This window comes from Streptomyces sp. NPDC004134 (assembly GCF_042874195.1).
Lineage (GTDB): Bacteria > Actinomycetota > Actinomycetes > Streptomycetales > Streptomycetaceae > Streptomyces.
On sequence record NZ_JBIAMS010000020.1, the window covers coordinates 122,636 to 139,278 of the forward strand.

Below are 16,643 nucleotides of genomic sequence, written 5' to 3' on the forward strand. Positions count from 1 at the left end.
GCAGGGGGCCACATGATCGAAGCACAGGGTCTGACGAAGACCTACGGCGGGAAGACCGCCGTCTACAACCTTTCCTTCACCGTCAAACCGGGTGTCATCACCGGCTTCGTGGGCCCCAACGGGGCGGGCAAGTCGACGACGATGCGCATGATCCTCGGGCTCGACGAACCGAGCAGCGGCAGCGTCACCGTGGGCGGGTACCCGTACCGCAAGCTGCCCAACGCCCCCCGCCAGGTCGGCGCCCTGCTCGACGCCAAGGCGGTGCACGGCGGCCGCAGCGCCCGCAACCACCTGCGCTGCGTCGCCCAGCTCTCCGGCATCCCGCAGCGCCGCGTCGACGAGGTGCTTGACGTGGTCGGGCTGCGCGAGGTGGCGGGGCGCCGCTCCAAGGGCTTCTCGCTCGGCATGGGCCAGCGCCTCGGCATCGCCGGCGCGCTCCTCGGCGACCCGCAGATCCTCCTCTTCGACGAGCCGGTCAACGGCCTCGACCCCGAGGGCATCCTGTGGATCCGCAACCTGATGAAGCGGCTGGCGAGCGAGGGCCGCACCATCTTCGTCTCCAGCCACCTGATGAGCGAGATGGCGCTGACCGCGGACCACCTCATCGTCATCGGCCGCGGCCAGCTCATGGCCGACATGAGCGTGCGGGACTTCATCAACACGCACTCGGCGAGCTTCGCCCGGGTCCGCGTGCCCGACCGGGAGCAGGGCCTGCGGGAGAAGCTGACCGCCCTGCTCACCGGGGAGGGCGCGCACGTGCAGCAGGAGGACGACGGGGCGCTGCGCGTGGGCGGGATGCCGCTGCCGCGGATCAGCGACCTGGCGCACGACGCGCGGATCCAGTTGTGGGAGCTGTCCCCGCACGAGGCGTCGCTGGAGGAGGCGTACATGCGGATGACGCAGGGCGCCGTGGACTTCCGCTCCACCGCCGACCACCGCGCCGGCCTGCAGCAGCCGGCGGGCCCGCTGCCCCCGCAGGGGTACGCGCCCCCTGGCGGCCCCGGCTACGCGCCGCCCATGGGCGCTCCCGGGATGCCGCAGGGCGGCCCCGGGATGCCGCCGCCCGGCTATGCCCCGCCCCCGCCGCAGGGGTACGCCCCGCCGCCACCCCCGGCCGCCCCGCAGGGCCCGGCCGGCGCCGCCGCTCCCGCCCCGCGCGAAGGTGAGACCCCCCGATGAGCTACCCGCCGCAGCCCTCCGCCCCCGCCCCCGGCGCGCCCCCGGCGCCCGGCGCCGCTCCCGGCCCCGTCCCCGGCGCCGCGCCGCCGGCCGGCCCGCCCCCTGGCGGCGGCTACTCCTCGCCGATCCCCATCGTCAAGACGCACCTGGGCCACGCCTTCGCCTCCGAGTGGACCAAGATCCGCTCGGTGCGCTCCACCATGTGGACGCTGGGCGTGATGCTCCTGCTCGTCGTCGGCGTCGGCTTCCTCATCGCGCTGGCGATGAGCAGCGACGACTGGGTGGGTGCCCCGCTGCTCTCCGGCGGCCTCTTCGGCCTGATGCTCGGCCAGATCTGCATCGTCACGCTCGGCGTGCTGGTGATCACCTCCGAGTACGGCACCGGCATGATCCGTACCACGCTCACCGCCTCGCCCCAGCGCTGGCGGGTGCTGGCGGCCAAGGCCGTGGTCTTCTTCGTGCTGGCCTTCGTGCTGACCACCGCGGCATGCGCGATCACCGCGCTGGTCCACTCGGCGGTCCTCGGCGGCCAGACCGTGCCGGAGTACGAGCTCGACAGCTCGACCTTCAAGGACTCGGTCTCCGACAGCGGCGAGCTGATCGCCACCGGCAGCCAGTGGTTCGACGCCACCGTGGGCGCGGCGCTGTACGTGTCGCTGCTGGGCCTGCTCGCGCTGGCCATGGGCGCGATCCTGCGGCACTCCGCGGGCGCCATCACCACGATGGTCGGCTTCATCCTGCTGCCGCTGATCATCGCCCTGTTCATGCAGGCGGAGAGCCTGCGCGACGTCCAGCGCAAGCTGATCGAGTACTCCCCGCTCAGCGGTCTGGCCTCGCTCTTCGGCATCCCGTTCTTCGACGACGGGAGCATCGGCGGCTGGGGGCTCCTCGGCCTGCTGGCCGCCGTCACCGGCGGGATGCTCCTGCTGGCGTTCGCGCTGCTGTCGAAGCGGGACGTCTAACCGCGCGCGCAGGGCCGGGGGCGGAGACCGTACGGGACACGGCCGTACGGACTCCGCCCCCGGCCGCTCAGACGCCCAGCTCCTGCGCCAGCACCGCCGCCTGCACCCGGCTGCGCAGCCCCAGCTTCGCCAGCAGCCGGCTGACGTGGGTCTTCACCGTGGCCTCCGCCATGTCGAGCCGGGCCGCGACATCCGCGTTGGACATGCCCTGCCCCAGGCAGGCCAGCACCTCCCGCTCGCGTCGCGTGAGGGTGTCGAGCACCGCCGGGTCGGGGCCGTCGGGCGACGGCGCCCGCCGGCCGCCCGCGAACTCGGCGATCAGCCGCCGGGTCACCGCCGGGGCGATCAGGCCCTCGCCGCGGGCGACGGTGCGTACCGCCTCCACCAGGGCGTCCGCCTCGGTGTTCTTCAGCAGGAACCCGGCGGCGCCGGCGCGCAGCGCGCCGAAGACGTACTCGTCGAGGTCGAACGTCGTCAGCACCAGCACGTCCGCCAGCTCCTCGGCGCTGATCCGCCGGGTCGCCGCCACCCCGTCGAGCTTGGGCATCTGGATGTCCATCAGCACCACGTCCGGCCGCAGTTCGCGGGCCAGCCGCACGGCCTCCTCGCCGTCGGCGGCCTCGCCGACGACGCTGAGGCCCGCGGCGGAGCGCAGGATGAGCACGAGCCCGGCGCGTACGGCCTGCTGGTCCTCGGCGACGAGGATCCGGACGGGCGGGGCGGCGTCAGCCATGTGTCCTCCGTTGCGGTGCGGCGGTGTCCTCGACGGTGGGCAGCCCGGCCCGGACGGCCCACCGCTTTCCGGCGGCGGGTCCGGCGCCGGCGTCCTCGGGTCCCGCGGTGAACGAGCCGCCCAGCAGGGCCACGCGTTCCTCCATCCCGATCAGCCCGGCGCCCGAGCCGGGCGCCCGCGGCACGGGCCCGGCGCCCGGCCGCCCGTCCTGCTGCCGTCCGTCGCCCAGCGGGCTGGTCACCGCCACCGTCAGCGGCTCGGGCCCGGCGAGCGCGACGCGTACCTCACCGGGGGCGGCGTGCTTGAGCGCGTTCGTCAGCGATTCCTGCACGATGCGGTACGCGGCCAGCTCCACCGGCGCGGGCAGCGGCGCGCCCGGCGCACGGGCGTCGTCGAGGGCGAAGTCCAGGCCGCTGGCCGCCCCGTTGACGCGGGCCTGCTCCACCAGCGCGGCCAGCCCGGCCAGCGTCGGGGCCGCCGCCGGCTCGGCCTCCGCGCCGTCGGCGGCGTCGGAGGCGGCGCGCAGCAGGCCGATGAGGCGGCGCATCTCCGCGAGCCCCTGCACGCTGTTCTCGCGGATGACGGACAGCGCCTCCCGGGACGCCGTCCGGTCGTCGATGGACTGGGCGGCGGTGGCGTGGATGGCGATGGCGGAGAGGTGGTTGGCCACCATGTCGTGCAGCTCGCGGGCCATCCGGGCGCGCTCGGCGCCGATGGCCTCGCGCCGGTCCAGCTCCGCGAGCAGCGCCGTCTGCTGCGCCCGCAGCCGGGCGGCGTCGGCGGCCTGCCGGTGCGTGCGTACGGCGACGCCGGTGGTGGCGGGGGCGAGCGTGATGAGGCCGACGGCGACGCCGAGGAGGATCGCGGCCCGGTCCTGGAAGACGGCCAGCACGACGATGGTCGAGGCCACGGTGAGCACGGCGGCGGCCCGCGGGATCCAGCGGGCGGCGGTCGCGGTGCCGTAGAGCACGGCCGCGTACATCAGGTCCGTGAACATCAGGATCGTGGCCAGCGTGCCCCAGGTGAACTGGTCGGCGACGACGGCGACGACGGCGATGCCCAGCGCGGTCATCGGCCGGCTCCGGCGCAGCAGCTCGGCGCCGGCCATGACGGCGAGCGGGATCAGCGTCAGCCGCGAGTCGTGGAACGGCCGCCCGCCCTGGGTGTGCAGCCCGAGCGCCCACAGCGCCACCCCGCCGAGCAGGCCGAGGACCGCGATGAGCACGTCGTCGCGGTGCGGCCGGAGCGAGGGGCGTGAGCTGGTCACTCCCCCATCAAACACGGCCGCCGCCCCGGCGGCCTCCGTATCGCGGGCGGCTTTGGGCGGGCGGGGGCTACATCGAAGGATGCAGTCCGGGATCGTCGCGTACGACGACGTCCCCGCGCGTACCGGGCGGGAGCCTGGAGGGGAGGACGGGGAAGGGAGAGCACACCGTGATCGTCACGCTCATCATCGTCTGCGAGGTCGCCTTCTGGGTGCTGCTCGCGGCGGGGCTCGCGCTGCGGTACCTGGCGAGGAAGCCGCGGCTGGGCGCCGCGGTGCTGCTGTGCGAGCCGCTGCTGGAGGTCGTGCTGCTGGTCGTCACGGCGATCGACCTGAAGAACGGCGCGGAGCCGGACTGGAAGCACGGTCTCGCCGCGGTGTACATCGGCTTCTCCGTCGCGCTCGGCCCGACGACGATCCGCTGGGTCGACGCCCGCTTCGCGCACCGCTTCGCGGGCGGGCCGCCGCCGGTGAAGCCGCCGAAGTACGGCATGGCGCGGGCGCGGCACGAGTGGTCGATCGCCGTCCGCTGGATCCTGGCGAGCGGCATCGCGATGGCGCTGCTCCAGGGCGCCATCTGGTACGTGGGCGACGACGGCGGGACCGAGTCGCTGCGGGCGTGGCAGATGCGGATGCTCGTCGTCATCGGCATCAACCTGGTCATCGCCTTGAGTTACACGCTCTTCCCCAAGCAGCGTCCCGCGGGTGCGGTGGAGCCGGAGGCCCGCCAGGACGGGTCAGCGTTCGCCGCCGGGCACCCACAGCACGTCTCCGACCGCCTTGTTGGCGGTGCGCGCAAGGATGAAGAGCAGATCCGATAGCCGGTTGAGGTACGTGGCCGTCAGCGGGTTCATGGTCTCGCCGTGCACCTCCAGGGCGGCCCACGTCGACCGCTCGGCCCGGCGCACCACCGTGCACGCCTGGTGCAGCAGCGCCGCGCCGGGGGTGCCGCCGGGGAGGATGAAGCTGCGCAGCTTCTCCAGGTCGGCGAGGAAGCGGTCGCAGTCGGCCTCCAGCCGGTCGACGTACTCCTGCTCGACGCGCAGCGGCGGGAACTCCGGGTCGGGCCGCACCGGCGTGGAGAGGTCGGCGCCGACGTCGAAGAGGTCGTTCTGCACCCGGGTGAGGACGCGGGCGACCTCGTCGGACAGCCCGCCGAGGGCGAGGGCGGTACCGATGACGGCGTTGGCCTCGTTGGCGTCGGCGTACGCGGAGATCCGCGTGTCGGTCTTGGGCACCCGGCTCATGTCGCCGAGGGCGGTGGTGCCCTTGTCTCCGGTACGGGTGTAGATCCGCGTCAGGTTGACCATGTGCCCAGCGTATGCCCGCGGCGCTACGCCCCGGCCGCCCGGAACACGCGTGTGCCGAGCGTCACCGCGGCCGCGGCGAACGCGGCGGCGACGAGCACGCCCCGCAGCATCTCGGCGCCCGCGTACTCGCCGACGAAGGCGGCGCGTACGGCGTCGACGAGGTAGCGGAACGGCACCGCGTGCGACAGCGTGTCCAGCCATCCCGGCGCCAGCGTCATCGGCAGCATCAGCCCGGACAGCAGCATCGCCGGCAGCGAGACCGCGTTGACCGCGGGGCCGAACTCCTGCGGCGTACGGACCCGCAGGGCGAAGGCGTACGACAGCGAGGCCATCGCGATCGTGACCAGCGCGACGAACCCCAGCCCGATGAGCACCCCGGGCAGCGGCGCGCGCAGGCCCATCGCCACCGCGGCGGCGACGAGCAGCACGGACTGGAAGAGCAGCAGCAGCGCGTCCCGCAGCACCCGGCCGAGCAGCAGGGCGAGCCGGCTGACGGGGGTGGCGCGCATGCGGTCCAGCACGCCGAGGTTCTTCTCCACGATGACGCCGAAGCCGGCGAAGGAGGCGCCGAGCAGCGCGAGCATCATCAGCAGCCCGGGGACGAGGACCTGCCAGGAGTTCCCCTCCGCGGACAGCGGCAGGTCGCGCAGCAGCGGGCCGAAGAAGACGAGGTAGAGCAGGGGCATGAGGATGCCGAAGAGCATCTGGAAGCGTGAGCGCAGGGTCTGGCGGGCGTAGCGGCCGAAGACGAGGGCGGTGTCGGCGGCGAGGGCGTGCACGGCGGTCTCCCGGGGGCTGAGGGCGTACGGAACGGGCGTGGCGAGCCCGGCGGACGGGCTCTTGGGCTGCCGGGCTTCGGTCTGCCGGGCGGGCTGCCGCCGTCAGACGGCGAGCGGGGCGGGGTCCGCACCGGCGGCGGGGCCGCGGCCGGTGAGGGCGAGGAAGGCGTCCTGCAGCGAGGCATCGGGCGAGCCGGCGTGACGCTCCTTCAGCTCCCGCGGCGCGCCGTCCGCGACGACGACGCCGTGGTCGACGACCACGATCCGGTCGGCCAGCGCGTCGGCCTCGTCGAGGTAGTGGGTGGTGAGCACGACGGTCGTGCCCTGCCGGGCGCGCAGCCGGCGCACCAGGTCCCACAGGTCGGCGCGGCTGCCGGGGTCGAGCCCCGTGGTCGGCTCGTCCAGGAAGAGGAGTTCGGGCCGGTGGACGAGGCCGAGCGCGAGGTCGAGCCGGCGCCGCTGGCCGCCGGAGAGCGACGCGCAGGGCCGGTCGAGCAGGTCTTCGAGGCCCAGTTCGGCGGCGAGTCCGGCGGCCCGCGCGGCGGCCTCGGCCTTCGCCAGCCGGTAGAGGCGGCCCTGGGTGACCAGTTCCTCCCGTACGGAGACGTGCGGGTCGACGCCGCCGCTCTGGGCCACGTACCCGATCCGCTCGCGCACGCCCGCGGGGTCCGCGACCAGGTCGCGGCCGGCGACGGTGGCGGCGCCGCCGGTGGGCGGCAGCAGCGTGGTGAGCATCTGCAGGGTGGTGGTCTTGCCGGCGCCGTTGGGCCCGAGCAGCCCGACGATCTCGCCGGGCCGGACGCGCAGGTCGACGCCGCGGACAGCTTCGACGGGCCCCTGCTTGGTCGTGAAGGTCCGGGCGAGGCCGGAGGCGCTGAGGATGGGCATGACCCCAGAAAAACAGAGTCACTTGATTTTTGCAATGCCTCTAATTTTTCACTCACACCAGCATGGGTACCATGAGGGCATGGCCGAAGGACTCAGGGAGCGCAAGAAGCGGCAGACCAGGCAGCACATCTCCGACGTGGCCACCGGCCTGTTCCTGGAGCGCGGCTTCGACGCCGTCACGGTCGCCGAGGTCGCCGAGGCCGCCGACGTCTCGGTCAACACCGTCTACAACTACTTCCCGGCCAAGGAGGACCTCTTCCTCGACCGCAGCCGCGGCCTCGTGGAGCGCACCTCCCGCGAGGTACGCGGCCGGGCGCCCGGCGAGTCCGCCGCGGACGCCGTGCTGCGCGGGCTGCGCGACGACGTCGAGGCGGGTTCCGGCCGGGTCGGACTCAACCCGGGCATCGGCAAGTTCCTGGTCGTCGTCGAGGAGGCGAACGCCCTCCAGGCGCGGCTGTGGCAGATGCAGCAGGAGGGCGTGCTGCACCTGGCCGCCACTCTCCGCGAGGAGACCGGGGCCGCCGCGGACGACCGGCTTCCGGACCTGATCGCGGGTCAGCTCTCCTGGGTCAGCATCGCGCTCTTCGACTTCGTCCGCCGCGAGATGATCGCCGGCCGCGACCCGGCGGCCGTCTCCCGCGACGCGCTCGGCCTGCTGGACGAGATGGAGGAGCTGTTGGGCGAAAAGGTGCTCAACTACGCACGCAGGGCCGGAGACTGAGCCTCGCACGTGTGATGTCCGTCATCTGAGACGTGACGCGCATCTCTAAGCGCTCCGCGAACGGGCCAGGAGCGCTAGTGTCCGCTTCAGAGCACGTGAACGAGCCGTATAGCGAGGGAACCACCGTGGAATCCGCCGGAAAACTCGCCGTCGTCGGAGCCGGACTCATGGGGTCCGGTATCGCCCAGGTCGCCGCCCAGGCCGGCTGGCACGTGGTGCTGCGCGACCTCACCGACGAGGCGCTGGCGCGCGGCACGGACGGCATCAAGGGCTCGTACGAGAAGTTCGTCGCGAAGGGCAAGCTGGACGCGGCCACCGCCGAGCAGGCGCTCGCCCGGATCACCACCACCACCGACCTCGACGCCGCCGCCGACGCGGACATCGTGGTCGAGGCGGTCTTCGAACGGCTCGACGTCAAGCAGGACATCTTCCGCACGCTCGACGGCCTGGTGCGCGACGACGCGGTGCTCGCCTCCAACACCTCCGCGATCCCCCTCACCAAGATCGCGGCGGTGACCGCCCGTCCCGAACGCGTCGTCGGCACGCACTTCTTCTCGCCGGTCCCCATGATGGGGCTCTGCGAGCTGGTACGGGGCCTGAAGACCAGGGACGACACCCTCGCCCGCGCCCGGGCCTTCGCCGAATCCACCGGCAAGACCTGCATCGTCGCCAACCGCGACGTGGCCGGCTTCGTGACCACGCGGCTGATCACCGCGCTCGTCGTCGAGGCCGTCAAGCTGTACGAGTCGGGTGTCGCCACCGCCGAGGACATCGACGTCGCCTGCCGGCTCGGCTTCGGCCACGCCATGGGGCCGCTCGCCACCGCCGACCTGACCGGCGTCGACATCCTGCTGCACGCCGCCGAGAACATCTACACCGAGACCCAGGACGAGAAGTTCGCGCCGCCGGAGCTGATGCGCCGCATGGTCGACGCCGGCGACATCGGCCGCAAGAGCGGCCGCGGCTTCTACGAGCACTGACCCCGGGCCGTCCGCCACCCCGGCCGCCGATGCGGCCGCGGGTGGGCACCGGCGTCCCCCGCAGGGGTGAAATCGGTACGGATACCCGTACAGACGGCAACCCGGCACCGTCCGGGACAGTCAGATCTATAGAGGAACCGGCACGGACTCGGCATCACGACCACGAGAACCCGCAGACGGGGAGCACACATGTTTGAGGCGGAGGGCCGCGAAAGCGCCCCGCCCTACCACCACCCGGCCCGCCATCGCGCGGGCCCCGCACGCAGGACCGCCCGCCGCCCCGTCCCGGACGGCGCCGCGGACGGCACGGGCCCCGGGGCGCCCGCGTACATCAAAGGGGACTGCGCGGAACTGACCGTCGGGGGCTGCCTCGACGTGCGCAGCGCGGCGGACGCCCGGGCCGCCCTGCACCGGGCCGTCGACGAGGGCCGCGGCGACCTGGTCCTCGACCTCACCGACCTGGACTCCTGGGACGCCACCGGGCTCGGTGTCATCATGGGGGCACACCGCAGGGCGGGACGGGCCGATCGCCGGCTCGTGCTGCGCGGGGTGCCGCCGCAGATGCAGCGGGTGCTGGTGGCCACGCGGCTCCACCGCATCCTCACGATTCAGTGAACAAACGGCGTCGTCGGGGCGTCCCCCCTCGGTGATCGCCCGGCGGAGGTCATAGGGTTTCCGGGCCGGGGAGCGGCACGGCGCAGGACGGCGGGCAGGGGGCTTCGCGATGGACCCGAACACGGGCCACGGACAGGACGACACACCCGAGGGCATATCCCCGCCCGCGGGCTCTTCCCCGGGTTCGTACCCCGGCGAGCCGGCGCACACGCACCCCGATCCGGAAGAACCGGGGGCCGCGTACCCGGAGCACGACCACGGCGCGGGCGGGTACGGGGACGACGGCACGGGGGCGTTCCCCGGCGAGGAGCCGGTGCGGCCGTACGCCGACGAGGCGCTGCGCCCCTACGTCGAGGAACCCGACGCGGCCGCCGGGCCCGCGGGCCCGCCCGCCGTCTCCGCCCCCGGCTCCTTCCCCGGGCCGCTCCCGGGCCCGCCCCCCGCCTCCGGCGGCAAGGGCGGCGGCCGCGGGCGGCCGGGCGACGGCCTCTCCCCCGGCGCACGCCCCGGCCCGGCCCGTACGGCCCGCGTCATCGCCGGCGAGTACCGGCTCACCGTCAACCCCGTCGACGGCACCCACGCCGAGCTGTGCCCGCCCGCGGAACGCCCGGGGCCACCGCGCCGGATGACCCCGGAGGAGCGCGCCGAGCACCGCAGGCCGCCGTCGCCGCCGCCGGGTCCCGCGGCGCCGCAACTGCCGCTGCTGGAGCGCGACGAGATCCGCGAGCGGCTGGTGCGCCTGCTCTCCCACGGCCGTTCCGTCCGCCTCACCGGCCCCTCGGGCTCCGGCCGCACCGCGCTGCTGGAGGCCGTCGCCGCCGACTGCGCCGAGTTGGCGCCGGACGGTGTGATCCGGCTGAACGGCCGGGCCCGTACCCCCACCGACCTGCGGTACGAACTGTGCGCCGCCGTCTACGAGCTGACCGGCCGGCGCCCCGACCCCGGCCAACTCGCCGAGCTGCTGCCGCAGATCGGCGCGGTGGTGGTGCTCGACGACGCCGAGTTCGGCGGCACCGCGCTCGAAGAGCTGCTGGACGCCACCCCCGAGTGCGCGTACCTGATCTCGGTCACCCCCGACGTGGCCGGGCCGACGGCCGCCTCGTACCTCGAAGAGGTCGAGCTGCCGGGCCTCGGCCGGGCCGCCTGCATGCAGTTGCTGGAGCGCGCCGGGCGGCTGCCGCTCGGCGACGAGGAGCGCACCTGGGCGGCGGACCTGTGGTTCGAGTCGGAGGGGCTGCCGCTGCGGTTCGTGCAGGCCGGTGCGGTGCTGCGGCTTGCCGGTCCCGGCGCGGGCGAGCCGCTGCCGACGCTGGCCGAGAGCGCCGCGCCGGCCGCGCTGCTGGCGTCGCGGCTCAGCGGCGCGGCCCGTACCGCACTGCGCTTCGCCGTGGCGCTCGGCGGCGTCTTCCCGCACCACGCGCAGTTGCCCGCGCTCGCCGGCGAGGCGCTGGCCGACACCGCGCTCGCCGAACTGGCCGGCTGCGGTCTTGTCTCCGGCGGCCTCGGCCGCTACCGGCTGGCCGCGGGCGTCTCCGCCCAGTTGACCGCCGCGGGGTACGCCCTGCCGGCCGAGGGCGGCCAGGACCCGGCGCTCACCGCCGCGCAGCACTACGCCTGGTGGTCCGCCCACCGCTCGGTGACCTCCGAGGCGGTCGCGGACGACGCGGACGCCATCCTCGCCGTGCTCGGCGGCCTCGTCGCCGACCGGGAGGGCGCCACCGCCTCCACCGCGGTGCTGCTCGCGCGCGCCGCCGCGCCCGCGTTCGCCGCGGCGCTGCGCTGGAGCGCCTGGGAGCGGGCGCTGCGGTACGGGCAGGAGGCCGCCCGGCGCGCGGGCGAGGTCGCGGCGGAGGCGTACTTCCACCACGAGCTGGGCGTGCTGGCGCTGTGCACGGGCAACACCGCCCGGGCGCGGGCCGAGTTGGAGGCGGCGCTCGCGCTGCGCGGGGCGATCTCCGACCGCGGCGGCGAGATCGCCAGCAGGCGCGCGCTCGCTCTGGTCACGCACGGCGCCGGCAGCGAGGCCGTGACGGCGGCGCTGCCGGTGGTGCCGGCCGGCGCCGGCTCCGTACCGGAGGGGGCGGCGGCGTTCGACGAGCCGGGCGAGGGCGCCGAGCGGCCCACCGTGCTCATCTCCCCGTCCTCGGGGGGCACGGAGACGACCGTGACGCCCACGGTCCGCGGGCCGGGCGCCGAGGCGGCGTCCGCGTCCAAGCGCAACCTGATCGCGGCGGGCGCCGGTGCGCTGCTCGTCGCGGTGCTCGGCACGGTGGTGACCCTGGGCATGGCGGGCAGCGACGACCCGCCCGCCGACCGGGTCGAGGTGGAGCGCTCGGCCGCCGGGGACGACGACGGGCTGCCCACCGAGGAGCCGTCCCGCAGCCCGTCCTCGGAGTCGCCGCCGCCGTCGCCGGAGTCGTCGGCTCCGGAGCCGTCCGAGGAGTGGACGGACACCGGCGACGAGACGAGCAGCGCGCCGCCGCAGAGCCCGTCGAGCAGCGCGCCGGGGACGCCGTCGGACAGCGGCTCGTCGTCGGACGCCGGGTCCTCGAAGGGCGGTACGTCGAACGGCGGCGGCACGGACACCGGCGGCGGCGACGGCGGTACGCAGAACGGCGGCACGACGACCGACGGCGGTACGACCCAGAACGGCGGCACGACCGACAACGGGGGCACCACCGACGACGGCGGGACGACCGACGACGGCGGCACCACGGACGACGGCGGCACCACCACCGACGACGGCGGGACCACGGACGACGGGGGAACGACGACGGACGACGGCGGCACGACGCCCCAGGGCGGCACGACCACCGGCACCGACTCGGCGGCCTCCGGCGAAACGGCCGGCGCCCCGTCCGGCGAGGTGGCCTGACGGAGCGCCGGAAGGTGAATCCTTTCCGGACCTCCCCGCCTCCTATCTCCGTACCGGCCGAACGGGCCGGCGGAACCGGGAGGAAATACCGATGATGGTCACCGGGCTCGTCGTGATCGGAGCCCTGCTCGTGGGCGCATGCAGTTGGCATCTGATCCGGCGCTACAGGAGCCGGAGCTGACCGGCGCCCGCGTGCGGAGCGGCCTGCGGACATGAGCAGCGCATGAACCAACGCTTCCCCTGGCCGGACGAGCGGCTGATCAAGGCCGCTCAGGACGGCGACGCCACCTCACTCACCGCCGTCGTCATGCAGTCGCAGCCGCATGTGCGCAAGTTCGCCGCATCGCTGTGCGCCTCGCCGCAGGACGCGGAGGACGCGGCGCAGGAGGCGCTGATCATCCTCTACCGGAAGATCGGCACCTTGCGGGCCACCGGCGCGCTTGCCTCGTGGATGTTCCGGATCGTGCGCAACGAATGCCTCCGGCAGGTACGGGTGCTCGTCTCGCGGCGCGGCGAGGCGCCGGCCGAACCGGAGGCGTCCGCGGAACCGTCCGCAGAGGACGCGGTGCTGCGCAGACTGGAGGTCGAGCGGATCGCCGCTGCGGTCTGCGCCCTTCCCCGCGACCAGCGGCAGGTCCTGGTCATGCGGGACGTACAGGGCCTGCCAGGCAAGACCGTCGCCCGTTCACTCGGGCTGAGCAGCGCCGCGATGAAGTCGCGTCTGCACCGAGCACGCGCGGCACTGCGCCACTCGCTGGAAGCGGCCGACCGAGCCGTCGGCTGAGCAGTCGGAGGAGTCCCATGGCCATGAACACCGTGAAGCCCGCGCGGAGCGCGAGGATCCGGGCCACCGAACGGCCCGCCGCGCCCGAGAGGAACGACGCCGGCGGCTCCGTCCCTCGCCATCTGGCGCGCGGCGCCCTCGGCTTCGGGCTGATCATCGGCTCGATCGCCCTGATACCCGTCGCCGGCCCGGCCGCCCTGCTGGCGGCCCCGCCGGCCCTGATCGCCTTCCGCGGCTGCCCCACCTGCTGGGCGGCCGGCCTGGCGCAGGCCCTCTCCCGCGGCCGTCTGGAAAGGCGGTGTGCCGAGGGCGCCTGCACCCTCTCTGCGAGGCACCAGGCCCCCCGTCAGAACAGCTTCAGCTTGCCGTCGTCCGTCCCTCGGAGTGCGTCGTAGTCCAGGACCGCGCACTCGATCCCGCGGTCCGCCGCCAGCACCCGCGCCTGCGGCTTGATCTCCTGCGCCGCGAACACTCCCCGCACCGGCGCCAGCAGCGGATCGCGGTTCAGCAGGTCCAGATAGCGGGTGAGTTGCTCCACGCCGTCGATCTCGCCGCGCCGCTTGATCTCCACCGCGACGGTCGTCCCCTTCTCGTCGCGGCCAAGGATGTCCACGGGGCCGATCGCCGTGGGGTACTCGCGCCGGATGAGGGTCCAGCCCTCGCCCAGCGCCTCCATGCGGTCGGCGAGCAGTTCCTGGAGGTGCGCCTCCACGCCGTCCTTGACCAGGCCCGGGTCGACGCCCAGTTCGTGCGACGAGTCGTGCAGCAACTCCTCGATCGTAATGATCAATTTTTCGCCTGCCTTGTTCTCGACCGTCCACACGGCGACACCGTCCTGTTCACCTTCTTTCAGAGTGCACGGCGGTGACATCCAGTTGAGGGGCTTGTACGCACGGTCGTCGGCATGGACGGAGACGCTGCCGTCGGCTTTGACCAGGATCAGCCGGGGCGCGGAGGCGAGGTGGGCGGTGAGCCGCCCGGCGTAGTCGACGGAGCAGCGGGCGATGACGAGGCGCATGGCGCACCACGCTACTCGACTCCCGGCACACGCAGCGATCTGACCCCTGATGCACCTTTCGCCAATGGCCAGTTGTGTACGCGTTCTTGTGGTGGAGCGGCATCCTCCGCCCTACGGTGGAAGCAGTCGGTCGCCACGTGGGCACCGAGAGTGGTGATCGTCGTACCTGTCCGGTCAGGCCCCGCCCGAACCCCGCGGGGCTGCGAGAGGAGAATCCATGTCGCTGGACGTCCCACCTGCTCTGCTCGATCAGGCCGAGCGGGGCGAGGTCGACGAAAGGGAGTTTGTCGACTGCGTCCGGACCTCACTTCCCTATGCCTGGGACATGATCAGTTCCCTGGTGGCACAACTGAAGGTCGACGGCGGAAACTTCGCCGACAACCAGGTACCGCCCCCGGACGAGCACGCCCGCGGCCAGCTCCTGCGCGCGCTCGCCAGCAATGCGATACGGGGGGCGCTGGAGCGCCACTTCGGCGTCCGGCTCGCTTTCCAGAACTGTCATCGCGTGGCGGTCTTCCCCCTGGAAGCCTCGTCAGAGGAGCCGCTGGCCCGCTTCACCTCTGCGCGGGCGCAGTTGCTCAACCAGTCACCGGAGCTGCGTGACTGCTGACAGGCCCAGGACACCCCCCGCGCTGCCGCTCCCCACGCCGTCCGCTCGCGCCGCCCTCCGGGTGGTCAGCGAGCGAGGAGCGGCAGCACCTCCGCACCGATACGCCGTACGTTCCGCTCGGTGGCGCCCAGCTCCCCCGAGCCCTCCACGAGCAGCGCGAAGCGCGTGATGCCGGTACGTTCCGCGGTCGCCGCCAGCCGGTCGGCGCAGAGCCGCGGCGGGCCCACCGGGTGCAGCGCGCACAGCAGTTCCGTGTACGCCTCCGGATCGCGCATCGGACGCCTTCTGCCGTCCACCGTCTCCATCGCCCCCACGCCGCTGCGGAAGGCCCCCGGCAGGGCCGTGCGCAGCAACTCCGCCGCGCCCTCGGGGGTGTCGTCGACCTGGGCGACGCCGGCCGAGACGTGGCCCGCCGCGTCGATCGCCTCCGGGCTCATCCCGGCCTCCCGCGCGGTACGCCGCCACAGCCGCACCATCTCCGCCTTCTCCTCGTCGCCGCAGTGCATCCCGAGCAGCATCGGCAGCCCGCGTCCCGCGGCGAGCCGGACGGTGCCGGGCGAGGTGCAGGCGACGAGCACCGGTACGTCCTCCGCGCCGTGCAGCGCCTCGGCCGGCCGGGGCACGACGGCGACCTCGCGGAACGCGTAGCGGTCGCCGCCGGCCCCGACCCGCGGTTCGCGCAGCCAGCGCAGCAGCAGGTCGAGCGACTCGGGGAAGTCGCTCTCGTACGCCGCGAGACCGGTGCCGAAGACCTCCAGGTCCACCCAGGGCCCGCCGCGCCCGACGCCGAGCACGAAGCGCCCCTGCGCGGCGTGGTGGAGCAGCGCGGCCTGCTCGCCGAGGGCGACGGGGTGCTGGGTGGGCAGCACGCTGACGGCGGTGCCGACGCGGATGCGGCTGGTGCGGCCGAGGAGCAGCGCGGCGAGGGTGACGGCCGAGGGGCAGGTGCCGTACGGGATGAAGTGGTGCTCGGCGAGCCAGACGGAGTCGAGCCCCGCCTCCTCCGCCGCGACGCCCGTCCGCACGGCGCGGTGCAGGGCGTCGCCCTGTCCCTGGCCGGGGAACTGGGCGCCGAGCACGAACGAGCCGATGTGCATCCTGCCCCCTGTGTACCGATGGTGCTGTCGTGCGCGGGGTACGAACGGCCCGTCACCTGCGGCGACGGGGCCCAACCCCGAAGTCGTCTTCATTGTTGGCGATCGACGGGTGAATCGTCATTCTTTGTGCCCGGGGCTGGACTTCGCGCCCCGTACCCTGGTAGGGAATTCCGTCACGACGATCTTCCGAGGTGCCGACGTGTCCCCCCGCCGGAACAAGCCGCGCTCAAGCGGCGCCGCCCGTCCGTCCGCGGACGACGACCTCGCCGGCCGCGTCGGCACGCCCGACGCGGTGGACTACGGGGGCGAGGAGTTCCTCGTCCGCCGCGTCGCCGGGTCGGCCTCCGACAAGAGCTACCGCTGTCCGGGCTGCGACCAGGAGATCCGCCCCGGCACGCCGCACGTGGTGGCGTGGCCCGAGCACCGCGGCGCGGACCTGCGCCGGCACTGGCACACGGCCTGCTGGAACGCGCGCGACCGCCGCGGCACCCGCCCGCAGCGCTCGCGGAACGCCCCGCGCCACTGACACGCGGCACCGGCACCGGCACCGGCACGCGCTGGCTGCCACCCGCAAGACCGGGGCCCGCGCCACCGGCACGCGCCACCGCCACCCGGAGACCGGCGCCCGCGCCACCGCCCCGCCCCATCGGCGCCCGCGCCCACCTGCCCGTACGGCACCGCTCGCCGCGGACCGCACAAACCCCCCTGTGGTCCAGACCTATTGACGATTGGTGCAGACCTTCCCTACGCTCCCCCATCACTGCGGTGAGCATGACATTCGCATGCCCACCGGGCGACGCAGGTCCCACCCCCACACGTATCCGGACC

General features: G+C 74.1%; 17 protein-coding genes. 10 read left to right on the plus strand and 7 right to left on the minus strand.

The features are described 5' to 3' along the window. Positions 1–12 precede the first annotated feature (12 nt). Complete coding sequence (locus ACFYVJ_RS24070; protein WP_388894962.1) at positions 13–1,179, plus strand: ABC transporter ATP-binding protein; 1,167 nt, start codon at positions 13–15, stop codon at positions 1,177–1,179. Beyond that, positions 1,176–2,141 (plus strand): ABC transporter permease, encoded by a 966-nt coding sequence (locus ACFYVJ_RS24075; protein ID WP_388894965.1) that lies wholly within the window; start codon positions 1,176–1,178, stop codon positions 2,139–2,141. Before ACFYVJ_RS24070 ends, ACFYVJ_RS24075 begins: the two co-directional genes overlap by 4 nt. Before the next feature lie 67 nt (positions 2,142–2,208). Here the strand turns inward: ACFYVJ_RS24075 and ACFYVJ_RS24080 are convergent, their stop codons facing one another. Beyond that, a complete protein-coding gene (locus tag ACFYVJ_RS24080) occupies positions 2,209–2,874 on the minus strand; it encodes a response regulator (RefSeq protein WP_388894967.1) in 666 nt (221 codons plus the stop codon). Continuing rightward, positions 2,867–4,141, minus strand: a complete 1,275-nt coding sequence (locus ACFYVJ_RS24085; RefSeq protein WP_388894970.1) for a sensor histidine kinase — start codon at positions 4,139–4,141, stop codon at positions 2,867–2,869. The genes ACFYVJ_RS24080 and ACFYVJ_RS24085 overlap by 8 nt, the downstream gene beginning before the upstream one ends. A gap of 167 nt (positions 4,142–4,308) precedes the next feature. Here ACFYVJ_RS24085 and ACFYVJ_RS24090 point away from each other — a divergent pair, with 167 nt between their 5' ends. Further along, a complete protein-coding gene (locus tag ACFYVJ_RS24090) occupies positions 4,309–4,959 on the plus strand; it encodes a hypothetical protein (protein WP_388894972.1) in 651 nt (216 codons plus the stop codon). On the opposite strand, the gene ACFYVJ_RS24095 is transcribed toward ACFYVJ_RS24090, so the two are convergent. The 3 genes from ACFYVJ_RS24095 to ACFYVJ_RS24105 all read right to left on the minus strand — a co-directional run bounded on the left by ACFYVJ_RS24095 (position 4,876) and on the right by ACFYVJ_RS24105 (position 7,115). Further along, positions 4,876–5,448 carry a cob(I)yrinic acid a,c-diamide adenosyltransferase gene (locus tag ACFYVJ_RS24095; RefSeq protein WP_388894975.1) on the minus strand — a complete coding sequence of 191 codons (573 nt, stop codon included), beginning with the start codon at positions 5,446–5,448 and terminating at the stop codon, positions 4,876–4,878. The two genes, ACFYVJ_RS24090 and ACFYVJ_RS24095, sit on opposite strands and share 84 nt — an antisense overlap. A gap of 23 nt (positions 5,449–5,471) precedes the next feature. Next, the gene (locus tag ACFYVJ_RS24100) at positions 5,472–6,227 is read right to left on the minus strand and encodes an ABC transporter permease (protein ID WP_388894978.1); all 756 of its coding nucleotides are present in this window, start codon (positions 6,225–6,227) and stop codon (positions 5,472–5,474) included. 102 nt (positions 6,228–6,329) lie between these two features. Continuing rightward, positions 6,330–7,115 (minus strand): ABC transporter ATP-binding protein, encoded by a 786-nt coding sequence (locus tag ACFYVJ_RS24105; protein ID WP_388894981.1) that lies wholly within the window; start codon positions 7,113–7,115, stop codon positions 6,330–6,332. Between the two features lie 79 nt (positions 7,116–7,194). On the opposite strand from ACFYVJ_RS24105, the gene ACFYVJ_RS24110 reads away from it, so the two are divergent. The 5 genes from ACFYVJ_RS24110 to ACFYVJ_RS24130 all read left to right on the plus strand — a co-directional run bounded on the left by ACFYVJ_RS24110 (position 7,195) and on the right by ACFYVJ_RS24130 (position 13,090). After that, positions 7,195–7,836 carry a TetR/AcrR family transcriptional regulator gene (locus ACFYVJ_RS24110; protein ID WP_388894983.1) on the plus strand — a complete coding sequence of 214 codons (642 nt, stop codon included), beginning with the start codon at positions 7,195–7,197 and terminating at the stop codon, positions 7,834–7,836. 125 nt (positions 7,837–7,961) lie between these two features. Next, positions 7,962–8,816, plus strand: coding sequence for a 3-hydroxyacyl-CoA dehydrogenase family protein (locus tag ACFYVJ_RS24115; protein ID WP_388894986.1), 855 nt, complete (start codon positions 7,962–7,964; stop codon positions 8,814–8,816). A 330-nt stretch (positions 8,817–9,146) separates the two neighbouring features. Further along, positions 9,147–9,431, plus strand: coding sequence for an STAS domain-containing protein (locus ACFYVJ_RS24120; protein ID WP_388895080.1), 285 nt, complete (start codon positions 9,147–9,149; stop codon positions 9,429–9,431). A 109-nt stretch (positions 9,432–9,540) separates the two neighbouring features. Next, positions 9,541–12,306: an ATP-binding protein gene (locus ACFYVJ_RS24125; RefSeq protein ID WP_388894989.1), complete on the plus strand. Its 2,766-nt coding sequence runs from the start codon at positions 9,541–9,543 to the stop codon at positions 12,304–12,306. A gap of 223 nt (positions 12,307–12,529) precedes the next feature. Then, on the plus strand, positions 12,530–13,090 hold the full coding sequence (locus ACFYVJ_RS24130; protein WP_388894992.1) for an RNA polymerase sigma factor: 561 nt from the start codon (positions 12,530–12,532) through the stop codon (positions 13,088–13,090). A 346-nt stretch (positions 13,091–13,436) separates the two neighbouring features. Here the strand turns inward: ACFYVJ_RS24130 and nucS are convergent, their stop codons facing one another. Then, the gene (gene nucS, locus ACFYVJ_RS24135; protein ID WP_047018161.1) at positions 13,437–14,108 is read right to left on the minus strand and encodes an endonuclease NucS; all 672 of its coding nucleotides are present in this window, start codon (positions 14,106–14,108) and stop codon (positions 13,437–13,439) included. Between the two features lie 217 nt (positions 14,109–14,325). Between nucS and ACFYVJ_RS24140 the strand changes: the two genes are divergently transcribed. Beyond that, positions 14,326–14,718, plus strand: a complete 393-nt coding sequence (locus ACFYVJ_RS24140; protein WP_388894996.1) for an SCO5389 family protein — start codon at positions 14,326–14,328, stop codon at positions 14,716–14,718. A gap of 65 nt (positions 14,719–14,783) precedes the next feature. Here the strand turns inward: ACFYVJ_RS24140 and ACFYVJ_RS24145 are convergent, their stop codons facing one another. Further along, positions 14,784–15,815 (minus strand): LLM class flavin-dependent oxidoreductase, encoded by a 1,032-nt coding sequence (locus ACFYVJ_RS24145; protein ID WP_388894998.1) that lies wholly within the window; start codon positions 15,813–15,815, stop codon positions 14,784–14,786. Positions 15,816–16,014: 199 nt separating this feature from the next. On the opposite strand from ACFYVJ_RS24145, the gene ACFYVJ_RS24150 reads away from it, so the two are divergent. After that, positions 16,015–16,341, plus strand: coding sequence for an ATP/GTP-binding protein (locus ACFYVJ_RS24150; RefSeq protein ID WP_388895000.1), 327 nt, complete (start codon positions 16,015–16,017; stop codon positions 16,339–16,341). Positions 16,342–16,643 lie beyond the last annotated feature (302 nt).

Bases quoted from the DNA above. Each gene is read 5' to 3' on its own strand.
- ACFYVJ_RS24070 (WP_388894962.1), top strand. From the start codon at position 13: ATGATCGAAGCACAGGGTCTGACGAAGACCTACGGCGGGAAGACCGCC.
- ACFYVJ_RS24075 (WP_388894965.1), top strand. From the start codon at position 1,176: ATGAGCTACCCGCCGCAGCCCTCCGCCCCCGCCCCCGGCGCGCCCCCG.
- ACFYVJ_RS24080 (WP_388894967.1), bottom strand. From the start codon at position 2,874: ATGGCTGACGCCGCCCCGCCCGTCCGGATCCTCGTCGCCGAGGACCAG.
- ACFYVJ_RS24095 (WP_388894975.1), bottom strand. From the start codon at position 5,448: ATGGTCAACCTGACGCGGATCTACACCCGTACCGGAGACAAGGGCACC.
- ACFYVJ_RS24105 (WP_388894981.1), bottom strand. From the start codon at position 7,115: ATGCCCATCCTCAGCGCCTCCGGCCTCGCCCGGACCTTCACGACCAAG.
- ACFYVJ_RS24110 (WP_388894983.1), top strand. From the start codon at position 7,195: ATGGCCGAAGGACTCAGGGAGCGCAAGAAGCGGCAGACCAGGCAGCAC.
- ACFYVJ_RS24125 (WP_388894989.1), top strand. From the start codon at position 9,541: ATGGACCCGAACACGGGCCACGGACAGGACGACACACCCGAGGGCATA.
- ACFYVJ_RS24130 (WP_388894992.1), top strand. From the start codon at position 12,530: ATGAACCAACGCTTCCCCTGGCCGGACGAGCGGCTGATCAAGGCCGCT.
- nucS (WP_047018161.1), bottom strand. From the start codon at position 14,108: ATGCGCCTCGTCATCGCCCGCTGCTCCGTCGACTACGCCGGGCGGCTC.
- ACFYVJ_RS24140 (WP_388894996.1), top strand. From the start codon at position 14,326: ATGTCGCTGGACGTCCCACCTGCTCTGCTCGATCAGGCCGAGCGGGGC.
- ACFYVJ_RS24145 (WP_388894998.1), bottom strand. From the start codon at position 15,815: ATGCACATCGGCTCGTTCGTGCTCGGCGCCCAGTTCCCCGGCCAGGGA.